General features: G+C 67.1%; 10 protein-coding genes. 7 read left to right on the forward strand and 3 right to left on the reverse strand.

What is annotated here, in order from left to right; translation table 11 throughout:
* Positions 1-2: 2 nt before the first annotated feature.
* The 3 genes from rplT (at position 3) to AC5RW2_RS38175 (ending at position 2,653) form a co-directional block, all read left to right on the forward strand.
* Positions 3-659: a 50S ribosomal protein L20, sunset domain variant gene (gene rplT / locus AC5RW2_RS38165; protein WP_494075154.1), complete on the forward strand. Its 657-nt coding sequence runs from the start codon at positions 3-5 to the stop codon at positions 657-659.
* A 45-nt stretch (positions 660-704) separates the two neighbouring features.
* Positions 705-1,622 (forward strand): TrmH family RNA methyltransferase, encoded by a 918-nt coding sequence (locus AC5RW2_RS38170; protein WP_493964062.1) that lies wholly within the window; start codon positions 705-707, stop codon positions 1,620-1,622.
* An 86-nt stretch (positions 1,623-1,708) separates the two neighbouring features.
* Complete coding sequence (locus tag AC5RW2_RS38175; protein WP_493964063.1) at positions 1,709-2,653, forward strand: cation diffusion facilitator family transporter; 945 nt, start codon at positions 1,709-1,711, stop codon at positions 2,651-2,653.
* Here AC5RW2_RS38175 and AC5RW2_RS38180 read toward each other — a convergent pair.
* Complete coding sequence (locus AC5RW2_RS38180) at positions 2,650-3,918, reverse strand: MFS transporter (RefSeq protein WP_493964064.1); 1,269 nt, start codon at positions 3,916-3,918, stop codon at positions 2,650-2,652. The two genes, AC5RW2_RS38175 and AC5RW2_RS38180, sit on opposite strands and share 4 nt — an antisense overlap.
* Before the next feature lie 221 nt (positions 3,919-4,139).
* Here AC5RW2_RS38180 and AC5RW2_RS38185 point away from each other — a divergent pair, with 221 nt between their 5' ends.
* Positions 4,140-4,583, forward strand: a complete 444-nt coding sequence (locus tag AC5RW2_RS38185; RefSeq protein WP_493964065.1) for a (deoxy)nucleoside triphosphate pyrophosphohydrolase — start codon at positions 4,140-4,142, stop codon at positions 4,581-4,583.
* Positions 4,584-4,608: 25 nt separating this feature from the next.
* Here AC5RW2_RS38185 and AC5RW2_RS38190 read toward each other — a convergent pair whose 3' ends face one another.
* On the reverse strand, positions 4,609-5,658 hold the full coding sequence (locus AC5RW2_RS38190) for an Rv2578c family radical SAM protein (protein WP_493964066.1): 1,050 nt from the start codon (positions 5,656-5,658) through the stop codon (positions 4,609-4,611).
* 129 nt (positions 5,659-5,787) lie between these two features.
* On the opposite strand from AC5RW2_RS38190, the gene AC5RW2_RS38195 reads away from it, so the two are divergent.
* Positions 5,788-6,861 (forward strand): DNA polymerase IV, encoded by a 1,074-nt coding sequence (locus AC5RW2_RS38195; RefSeq protein WP_493964067.1) that lies wholly within the window; start codon positions 5,788-5,790, stop codon positions 6,859-6,861.
* Between the two features lie 48 nt (positions 6,862-6,909).
* Here AC5RW2_RS38195 and AC5RW2_RS38200 read toward each other — a convergent pair whose 3' ends face one another.
* The gene (locus AC5RW2_RS38200; RefSeq protein ID WP_493952342.1) at positions 6,910-7,362 is read right to left on the reverse strand and encodes a hypothetical protein; all 453 of its coding nucleotides are present in this window, start codon (positions 7,360-7,362) and stop codon (positions 6,910-6,912) included.
* A gap of 108 nt (positions 7,363-7,470) precedes the next feature.
* On the opposite strand from AC5RW2_RS38200, the gene pheS reads away from it, so the two are divergent.
* Together pheS and pheT are read left to right on the forward strand one after the other, a co-directional pair.
* A complete protein-coding gene (gene pheS, locus AC5RW2_RS38205; protein WP_493939785.1) occupies positions 7,471-8,541 on the forward strand; it encodes a phenylalanine--tRNA ligase subunit alpha in 1,071 nt (356 codons plus the stop codon).
* A gap of 4 nt (positions 8,542-8,545) precedes the next feature.
* On the forward strand, positions 8,546-11,089 hold the full coding sequence (gene pheT / locus AC5RW2_RS38210; RefSeq protein ID WP_493964068.1) for a phenylalanine--tRNA ligase subunit beta: 2,544 nt from the start codon (positions 8,546-8,548) through the stop codon (positions 11,087-11,089).
* The last annotated feature ends 86 nt before the right edge of the window (positions 11,090-11,175 follow it).

Below are 11,175 nucleotides of genomic sequence, written 5' to 3' on the forward strand. Positions count from 1 at the left end.
GTGTGAAGCGGGCGGTCAACGCCCACAAGAAGCGCCGGGTCATCCTGGACCGGGCTGCCGGATACCGCGGACAGCGGTCCCGCCTGTACCGCAAGGCAAAGGAACAGCTGCTGCACTCGTTCGTGTACAGCTACGGCGACCGCCGCAAGCGTAAGGGTGACTTCCGCCGCCTGTGGATCCAGCGCATCAACGCTGCCTCCCGCGCCAATGGCCTGACCTACAACCGCCTCATCCAGGGCCTGAAGGCTGCCGAGGTGCAGGTTGACCGCCGCATGCTGGCCGAACTGGCTGTCTCCGACGCCGGTGCCTTCGCTGCACTGGTGCAGGTTGCCAAGGACGCGCTGCCTGCCGACACCTCTGCTCCCGCTGAGCGCCCGGCCGCTGCTGCCAAGCCGGCCGCCAAGGCCGGTCCGGGTGCCAAGGCTGCCGCACCCGCCGCCGAAGCCGGCGAAGTTGCTGGCGCTGTGAAGGCTGTTGACGGCGAAGACGCCCCCGCCGGCTACAGCATCAAGGGCAACCAGTCGAAGAAGTACCACGTCCCGGGCTCCACCTGGTACGAAAACACCACCCCCGTGTACTGGTTCGAGTCCGTCGAAGCCGCCAAGGCTGCCGGTTACGAGCCCGCCGGCGGCGAAGCCCGCCAGAAGGTTGCCGAGTAAGCACCGGATGCATAATCCGCCATATGGCGACGTTATAGTCGCTGTATGAGCATTACCGGGCGCCCGCAAGCGATCATGTCCAACCCCCGAGCCGATCGGGTCAAGGACGTGGCCAAGCTTGCCGGGCGCTCGGTGCGTTTAAAGCGCCGCCAGTTCCTCGCCGAAGGCCCGCAGGCCGTCCGCGAGGCCTTGTCCGCCCACCGCGCGCAGATGGTATCCGGAGGGAACGGGATTGTGGCCGAGGTTTTTGCCACCGAAGCCTGCCTGAACCGTTTGCCAGAACTCGCGGAGCTGGCCGACACGGCGCCGCTGCGGTTGGCCACTGACGCGGTCCTTGCGGCCATGGCCGACACCGTCAACCCGCAAGGGATCGTGGCGGTCTGCAATTACCTGGATCGGCCGCTCAATGAAGTGCTGCAGGCCAAGCCGCTGCTGCTGGCCATCATGGTCCGGGTGCAGGACCCCGGCAATGCCGGCACCATCCTGCGGGCGGCCGATTCCGCCGGCGCCGACGCTGTGGTGCTGACCAACTCCAGCGTGGATATCTACAACCCCAAGGCGGTGCGCTCCACTGCTGGATCGCTGTTCCACCTGCCCGTGGTCACTGGACATGATTTCGATGAACTGGCCGCCGCCCTGCGGGCAGCCGGCCTGACCATGCTCGCTGCCGACGGCTACGGCACGATCGACTTGGACGATCTGCAGGACCGCAGTGCACTTCGCCGGTTGGGGAACGGCTCCGCTTCCAACGACGACGGCGCACTTCCCGACCTGGCGGCGCCGACTGCCTGGCTCTTCGGGAACGAAGCCCAGGGGCTGTCGTCGGAGGAGCTCGCTACGGCAGCCCACCGGGTAGCCGTGCCGGTCTACGGCCAAGCCGAGAGCCTGAACGTCGGTACGGCGGCCACGGTCTGCTTGTACGCCTCGGCCAGATCCCAGCGGCGGGGCGACCAGCCGGTTTAGCCACTGCCGCTCGGCCCGGCCTGAAGGTACGGTAAGAACCGGTGCCGCATCACTGCGGCCATCGGATCCTACCGGGAGGGCGCGGGATGGCAGCTAGCGGAGGGACCAAGGCTATCGTCGCGGCGTTGACCGCCAATCTGGCCATTGCCGCAATGAAGTTCGTCGCGTATCTGCTGACCCTGTCGTCGTCGATGTTGGCTGAAGCCATCCACTCGGTGGCAGATTCCGGCAACCAGGTACTGCTGCTGGTGGGCGGCAAACGAGCCGCACGGCAAGCGAGTCCCAGCCACCCGTTCGGCTACGGCCGGGACCGGTACATTTACGCGTTCATCGTCTCGATCGTGTTGTTCAGCGTCGGCGGCCTTTTCGCGTTGTACGAGGCTTACCACAAGTGGCAGGACCCGCATCCCATCGAAGGCTTCTGGTGGTGGGTCCCCTTGGCGGTACTGGCCGGCGCGATCATCGCCGAATCCTTTTCCCTGCGCACCGCGATCAAGGAGTCCAACCCCGCGCGCGGCACCACCGGCTGGGTCGAGTTCATCCGCCGGTCGAAGTCGCCTGAACTCCCGGTGATCCTGCTTGAGGACTTTGGCGCCCTTCTGGGGCTGGTGTTCGCGGTGTTCGGCGTCGGACTGACCCTGCTGACCGGCAACGGTCTGTGGGACGCGGCAGGCACGGCCATGATCGGTTTGCTGCTGGTGGCCATCGCCGCCGTGCTCGCCGTTGAGACCAAGTCGTTGCTGCTGGGCGAATCAGCCTCGCGGGAGCATCTGCGGCTCATCGAGGACGCCATCGCAGCCGACCAGGAAACGCGGATCATTCACCTGAAAACCATGCACCTGGGACCGGAGGAACTGCTGGTTGCGGCCAAGATCAGCGTGGGGCGCAGCGACTCGGGCCAGGAAATTGCGCGGTTGATTAACGGTGCCGAAAAGCGCATCCGCGAGGCCTTGCCGATCGCCGCCGTCATCTATCTGGAGCCGGACATTTTCCGCTCGGAATCTGTTGGCCACTCAATGGGCCCGGCCTAATCCTGACCGGCCGTGCCTGCTGAGGACATGTTTGATTCCGGCACCTGCGCTGCCTGCTGCCACGTCCGGCTGTGCCTCTTCTCGACCGCGCCGCTGATTCCGGCAATGGCCAGGCCCAAGGCGGCCAGCCCGGCGCCGACCAGCGCCGGCGCGGCGTAGCCCCAGCCCCAAGAAATCACCACGCCGCCCAAGAAAGCGCCCAACGCGTTGGCCATGTTCAAGGCGGAGTGGTTGAGCGACGCCGCCAAGGTCTGGGCATCCGGCGAGGCGTCCATCAGCCGGGTTTGCAGCGCGGGGATCAGGCTGGATCCCGCGACGCCGAGGAGGAAGACCAACGGTATTGCCAGCATCGCTATCGAGGAGGCGGCCCAGAAAAGCACCAGGACGACGACGATAGCCGTCATGACCTGATAGATGGTGCCCATCACGGACCTGTCCGCCAACCGGCCGCCGATGAAGGTGCCGACGACCATGCCCAAGCCGTAGAGGCCGACGATCAGGGGCAGGGCGGCGGGGTCCAGCCCGGTCACATCCGTCATCGTGGGGCTGATGTAGGAATACACGGCGAAGAATCCGCCGAAACCAACCACGCCAATGAACAGCGCCAGCCAGACCTGAATCCGTTTCAACGCGCGGAGTTCGCGGCGGATGCCCGCTTCCTCATGCGCCGGACTGAAGGGGACAAGGCGCTGGATCATCAGCACGGTGACCGCGCCGACCAAACCGACGGCCACGAACATGAGCCGCCAGCCGTACTGCTGACCCAGCCACGTCACTATCGGAACACCGACGACGTTGGCCACGGACAGCCCGAGCATCACCATGGCAACTGCCTGTGCCCGGCGGGTAGGCGACACTAACGAGGCTGCCAAGACCGCGGCCACGCCGAAGTAGGCGCCGTGCGGCAGACCGGAAATGAACCGGGTCACCAGCATGGTGCCATAGTCGGGCGCCAGGACCGAGGAAAGATTTCCGAGCGTAAACAGCACCATGAGTCCCAGCACCATGTACTTGTGCGGCAGTTTGGCCCCGAGGGCCGCGAGCAGCGGGGCCCCGATCACCACGCCCAAGGCGTAGGCGGAGATTAGATGACCGCTCTCCGGGATGCTGATGTCCAAGCCTTCCGCCACATTCTGCAGCAGGCCCATGATGGCAAATTCCGTGGTCCCAATGGCAAACCCGCCCATAGCCAGTGCAACGATGGCCCACACCGTCCGGCGTTTGGCGGTGTGTGTCCGTGTGTCGGCTAGGACAGGGCGATTCATATGGTGGCTTTCGTTTGGGCGGCAGGGGAGGCAGAGGAAAGAAAGTTGCCGCGCCAGCGCGGCGGAGGTGGTTGGGCTCCGGGGAGCGTGCTCCGGCAGTTACAGTATGGCAACACCGCTGCGCCACGCCCCATTCCGGGATTGGCGGGCCTGTGGTGAGCACCATAATCCTGTTGCGTTCGCATCCAGGAGCCGGACCCGGGCACCGTAGACTGAGCGGCGTGCAACAGAGCCTTAAACAAATTGTCGGCGCGGCCATCCTCGACCTCCGTGACGAACCTCGCAGCTTGCTCGCGGCGCGTCGCACGGCGCCAGAGTCGTTGGCGGGCCTGTGGGAGTTTCCCGGCGGCAAAGTGGAGCCGGGGGAGAGCTGCGAGGACGCCCTCCGGCGCGAAATCCGCGAGGAGCTGGGGGTGGGGATTGAGCTTGGTGCGGAGGTGGCCGGTCCGCTCGAGCAGGGCTGGCCGCTCAACGAGACGGCGGCCATGCGGGTGTGGTGTGCGTACATCACCGACGGGCGGCCGGAGCCGCTTGAAGACCACGACGAACTGCGCTGGGTCGGGCTGGACGAGCGCGAGGCCACCGCACTGCCGTGGATTCCGGCCGACTTCCCGATCGTCGCGGCTGTCCTCAAGGCGGTCAGGGTAGTGGGTCGCCCCGCTTGACGGTCGCCCACTCAGCGGGCAGCGCTCAGAACAACGTAGCCTGGTCGGCCGCCGCCGGCCCTGAGCGCGCCGGAGCGGAGGTCGTGTCCGCCTGCTCCCGCGCCTCGACCTGGCGCAGCCGCGCTGACCTCTCCAAGCCGTGCCGGCGCTTGGCGGCGCCCACCCGGGCGGCCAGCCAGCGACGGTAATCCTTGGCAGCATAGGTTCCGCCGTTGTAGAGGCGACGGTAGCTGCCGACCAGTTGCGGGTATTCCTTGGCCAGCCACTGCATGTACCACTCCCGCGCGCCGGGACGAAGATGCAGTGCGCCGGCGGTCATGCTGGTGGCACCGGCGGCAGCTACAGAGGCACAGAGGTCGTCGAGCGCCTCCTCGGAATCCGTCAGCCAGGGCAGGATCGGCATGGCCATCACGGAACAGGGCAGACCCGCGTCACTGAGCTTGGCAATCAGGTCCAGCCTGGCCCGCGGCGTCGGTGTTCCCGGCTCCACCCGGTGCGCCAGTCCGGCGTCCGTCATGGCCAGCGAGATGCCCATGCCGACGACGACGTCCTTGGCCGCGTCATGCAACAAGGGCAGATCGCGGGCCAGCAGAGTCCCTTTGGTCAGGATGGAAAACGGCGTTCCGGAACCGGCCAGCGCCCTGATGATGTCGGGCATGAGCTTGTACCGGCCTTCTGCCCGCTGGTACGGGTCCGTGTTGGTGCCCATGGCCACGTGTTCGTGCTTCCACGACGGCTTGGCAAGCTCCCGGCGCAGCACCTCGCCGGCGTTGATCTTCACCACCAGTTGGCTGTCGAAGTCCAACCCGGTATCGAGACCTAGATAGCTGTGGGTCTTGCGGGCGAAGCAGTAGGCGCATGCATGCGAGCAGCCCCGATAAGGGTTGATGGTCCACGCGAAAGGCATCGCAGATTGGCTGGGAACCCGGCTGAGCGCGGATTTCGCCAGCACCTCGTGGAAGGTGATTCCTGCAAACTCCGGCGTCTGAACGCTGCGCACAAGGTTGCTCAGTTTCGCCAGCCCCGGCAACGCAGCGGGAGACTCGGCGGTGACTAACTGTCCATCCCAGCGCATGTTTTCATTAGAACACATTTTCTAATCGAAGCCCATCCCCGGCATTCAGAAAATCCCCGCGGGCGTGACCAGACAAGCTCCCGGGGGAGAGCGGTGCCCGCCAAGCGATGTTTGGGGCAGACTGGTGGCGTGAGCGCAATCCGCTGGGTGCTGCATGTCGATCTCGACCAGTTCATCGCGGCCGTGGAAGTGCTCCGGCGGCCGGAGCTCAAGGGCAAGCCGATCATCGTCGGCGGTCGGGGAGATCCCACGGAACGAGCCGTGGTGTCGACCGCATCCTACGAAGCCAGGGCATTCGGTGTGGGTTCCGGAATGCCCTTGCGGATTGCTGCCCGGAAGGTGCCAGGCGCCGTGATCCTACCGGTCGACCAGGAGGCCTACCTCACGGCGTCCGAAACGGTGATGGCTACCCTGCGCGCGCAGCCCGGTGCCACCGTGCAGGTGCTGGGTTGGGATGAAGCCTTTGTGGGCACCGAGGCGGAAGACCCGGAAGCCTACGCCCGGCAGGTGCAGGCTGCTGTTTTGGATCGCACTCGGCTGCATTGCAGCGTGGGTATCGGTGACACCCTGGTCCGAGCCAAGGTCGCCACCGGTTTCGGCAAGCCGGCCGGCGTCTTCCGGCTCACAGCCGGGAACTGGCTCGACGTCATGGGTGGTCGGCCCACCAGGGACCTGTGGGGCATCGGGACCAAAGTGTCGGGCCGGCTGGCCAAACTCGGCATCAACACGGTCGCAGAGCTCGCGGCCACCGACCCGCAGGACCTGGTTCCGGAGTTCGGCCCCAGAATGGGTCCTTGGTACGCGGAACTCGGGCGCGGGGAGGGCGCCAGTGTTGTGGACGACACGCCGTGGGTTGCCCGCGGGCACAGCCGGGAGATCACTTTCCAGCGCGACCTGACCGAGCCTGCCCAGGTCGACGGCGCCGTGAGGGAGTTGACAGCGCGTGTCCTTGAGGATGTTGTGGCCGAGGGGCGGCCCGTGGTCGGGCTAACCCTCAAGGTTCGGTACGCGCCGTTCATCACCAAGACCCACGCGCGGAAGATTCCCGAGACCTTCGACCGGAACGACATCCTCGCGCGGGCCTTGGACCTCACCGCCGGGATCGAAGCCGGCCGTCCTATTCGGCTCCTAGGGCTGCGGGCCGAGATGGCCATGCCCGACGATGCCCGGAAGGGGCATACGCCGACGCGCGGCGGTTGGTGAGGGCGCGGCTCCTCCGGATGGAACATGGAGGGGGCGGTGGGTCGTGGGTCACACCAGTTGGGCGGCCGTATCGCGGCGACGGCCCGGACCGCGCCGGACCGTCCGTTCGATGTAGCCGCCGGCGCTCAGGCCCGCGTGCCGTTCGAAAATGTTCCGCGATGCCGGATCTCCGGTCCGCCACAGAGACCACAGGGCGGCGCAGGCATAGAGCGGCAGGAACGGCAAACCGAGGCACAGTGCATATTGCGTGCTGTGGCGTGACTCATGGCCAAGCAGCTGCGGGTTGTCGGCAAGGCCGGCCGCCGTCCGGCGCAGGAGCACCACATTGCCCACCGTGAAGGCGGCGGCCTTCGGCAGCCAGGGCCGGTAGCCGTGCGCCAGGATTAGGCCCTTGGGGCCGCGGGTTAGGCTGCAGCGGACCGCCGCGGCGAGGCCCAGTCCGGCCAGTGTGGAGCCGTTGAGCAGATTCCAGCCGGCGCGCAGCTTTTCAAACGGCGTCATGGGCCCATCGTAGGCGTTTCGGGCCGGTGCCTGCCCGTGAACTAGACTGGTGTGGTTGCCCGTGCGCGGGCAGAAACCCTTTAACCTATTCCGAGGTCCCAACAGCACATGTCTGACGTGACACCCCCAGCCCAGGAGCAGCTCGTGCCGAGCCCGCTTGATGAAGCGGCGGTCGCCGCCGCCGTCGAGCAGGCGATGATGGCCTTCAAGGCCGCTTCAGACCTGGACGAGCTCAAGACGGCCAGGCTCGCCCATGCCGGCGAGAAGTCCCCGCTGAGCCTGGCCAACCGAGAAATCGGCAAGCTGGCCAAAGAAGACAAAGCGGCCGCCGGCAAGATCATTGGTCCGGCCCGCGGACGTATCAACCAGGCGCTGGCTGCCCGCACCGCGGAGCTGGAAGCCGAGCGGGAGGCACAGATCCTCGTCGAGGAAGCAGTGGATGTCACCGCGGCTCCGCGGCGCCGCCGTGCCGGTGCCAGGCATCCGCTCTCCACGCTGCAGGAGCGGGTCAGCGACATCTTCGTGGGCATGGGCTGGGAGATCGCCGAAGGGCCGGAAGTTGAATCCGAGTGGTTCAACTTCGACGCCCTGAACTTCAAGCCGGACCACCCGGCGCGCGAGATGCAGGACACCTTCTTCGTGGAGCCGCCGGAGGCGCACCTGGTGTTGCGCACCCACACCTCTCCGGTGCAGGTCCGCTCCATGCTGGAACGGGACCTTCCGGTGTACGTGCTGTGCCCCGGCCGGACCTTCCGGACCGATGAGCTGGACGCCACGCACACGCCGGTGTTCCACCAGTTCGAGGGCCTGGCCGTGGACAAGGGCCTGACGATGGCCGACCTGCGCGGCACCCTGGAGCATTTCTCCCGGCAGATGTTCGGCGCCGAGGCGAAAATCCGGCTGCGTCCGGCGTACTTCCCGTTCACCGAGCCCTCCGCCGAGATGGACATCTGGCACCCGGGCGCCAAGGGCGGACCGCGCTGGATCGAGTGGGGCGGTTGCGGCATGGTCAACCCGAACGTGCTGCGCGCCGCCGGCATTGACCCGGAGGTCTACTCCGGCTTCGCCTTCGGCATGGGCATTGAACGCACCCTCATGTTCCGCAACGACGTCCCGGACATGCACGACATGATCGAAGGCGACGTCCGCTTCAGCCAGCACTTCGGGATGGAGATCTAGAACTATGCGTATTCCCCTTTCCTGGCTGCGCGAATATGCGCAGGTTCCCGTTGACGCGACGGCCGAGGATGTCATGGCCGACCTGGTCAAGGTCGGCCTCGAAGAAGAGGACGTGCACCGTCCGTCCGACTCGATCTCCGGGCCGATCGTGGTGGGTCAGGTCCTGGATGTGGTCAAGGAACCGCAGACCAACGGCAAGACCATCAACTGGTGCCACGTCCGCGTGGTGCCGGAAGGCGCTGAACAGAGCCTCACCGGCGACGGGATCGACCCGTCCGGCGTGCAAGGCATTGTCTGCGGTGCCCACAACTTTGAGGCCGGTGACAAGGTCGTGGTGACGCTGCCCGGCGCCGCCCTCCCCGGCGACTTCCGGATCACCCCGCGCAAGACCTACGGCCACACCTCCGCCGGGATGATCGCCTCTGCCCGCGAACTCGGCATCGGCGACGACCACGACGGCATCATTGTGCTCTCCCGGCTTGGCCTGGACCCGGAACTCGGCACCGACGCGATCGAACTGCTCGGCCTGACCGACGAGGCGGCCGAGATCAACGTGACCCCCGACCGCGGCTATTGCTTCTCCATCCGCGGCGTGGCCCGCGAATACGCGCTCGCGACCGGCACCTCGTTCACCGATCCGGCCGCGCAGGTCGAAATTGCCGAGGCGAGCGGCGCGGGCTACCCGGTCCGGCTCGAAGACCAGGCCCCGGTGTACGGCAAGCCAGGCTGCGACCGGTTCGTGGCGCGCGCGGTGCGCGGCGTCGATGCCTCGCGCCCGACCCCGCAGTGGATGGCCTCGCGGCTTCGCCTGGCGGGCATGCGCTCCATCTCGCTGGTGGTGGACATCTCCAACTACGTGATGCTGGAACTGGGCCAGCCCCTGCACTTCTACGACGTGGACAAACTGCAGGGACCGATCGTGGTCCGCCGGGCCAACCCGGGGGAGACCCTGGTGACGCTGGACGGCAAGGAGCGCAAGCTCTCCACCGAGGACCTGCTGATCACCGACGACCGCGGCGCCATCGGGCTGGCCGGCGTGATGGGCGGCGCGGAAACCGAAGTCGGGGACGGCACCACCAACGTGCTCATCGAGTCGGCACACTTCGACGACGTCTCCATGGGCCGCACCCGGCGCCGGCACAAGCTGCCCTCGGAGGCGTCCAAGCGTAACGAGCGCGGAGTGGACTGGGAAGTGGCAGACGAGGCGGCGCAGCGTGCCGTGGACCTGCTGGTCGAGCTCGCCGGCGGCACCGCCGACCCCACGGCGACGGATGCCGGAACCCGTCCCGCGCCCACGGTGATCGACCTGCCCGAGGGATTCGCCTCCCGTCTGATCGGCGTGGAGTACAGCGCAGAGCAGATCGAAACAGCGCTGACCGGGATCGGCGCATCGATCGAACAGTACGACGGCGGTTTGCGCGTCACGGCGCCGAGCTGGCGCCCCGATCTGGCCATCAAGGAAGACCTGGTCGAGGAGATTGCCCGGCTAGTGGGCTACGACCAGATTCCGGCCACCCTGCCGGTGGCGCCGCCTGGCCGCGGCCTCACCCGAAGCCAGCAGCAGCGCCGCCGCGTGCTGCAGTCGCTGGCCGACGCGGGCCTGACCGAGGTGCTCAGCTACCCGTTCGTCTCCCTGGAGCAGAACACGACTTTCGGCACACCCCGGGGCGGGTCCGAGGTCGCGGCGCTGAAGCTGGCGAACCCGATCTCGGCCGAATTCGGCTACCTGCGCACCACCCTGCTCCCCGGACTGCTGGAGACCGCCCGCCGCAACCATTCCCGTGGTTTCCGCGATCTGGCTTTGTACGAAGGCGGGCTAGTGTTCCTGCCCGGCGATCAGCTCGGGTCTCCGGTGCTGCCGCCGCTGGGCGTCAAGCCGTCCGAGGAGGTGCTGGAGGAGCTGTTCGCCGGCATCCCGGAACAGCCCTGGCACGTGGGAGCGGTCCTGACCGGGCATGAGGCTGCACCCGGTGCCGGATTCACCCCGCGGGCCTGGGAATGGTCTGATGCGGTGGATGCCGCGCTGACCGTCGGCGACGTCCTCGGCGTCGAACTCGTGGTCGCCCAGGGCGAGCACCAGGCCTTCCATCCCGGCCGCACCGCCCAGCTTTCCCTGCGCACCGGCGAAGTGGTCGGCTACGCCGGCGAGCTGCATCCGAAGCTGCTGGCAGACCTGGACCTGCCGGCGCGTACCGCCGCGATGGAACTGGACGGCGAGGCTCTCTTCGAGGCCGCTGCGGACGTCATCGTTGCCAAGCCACTGTCCACCTTCCCGCTCTCCACCCAGGACGTGGCCCTGGTGGTGGATTCGTCCGTTCCGGCCGAAGCGGTCCGCGAGGCGCTGCGTGAAGGCGCCGGTGAACTGCTGGAGGACATCGCTCTGTTCGACGTCTACTCCGGCAGCGGAATCGAGCCCGGCAAGAAGTCGCTGGCCTTCGGGCTGCGGTTCCGTGCCGACGACCGCACGCTGACCGCCGACGAGGCGTCCGCAGCGCGGGCACAGGCCGTGGAGCTGGCCGCGGCCCGCTGTGGCGCCGTTCAGCGGTGACCGGCTACTGAAATGAATAACTGCGCCGGTGGGGAATGCCCGAGGAGAACGTCGACACGACTGCCGAAGCGATGGTTGATGCCGAC

Source organism: Arthrobacter sp. B0316-1-20 (assembly GCF_059091865.1).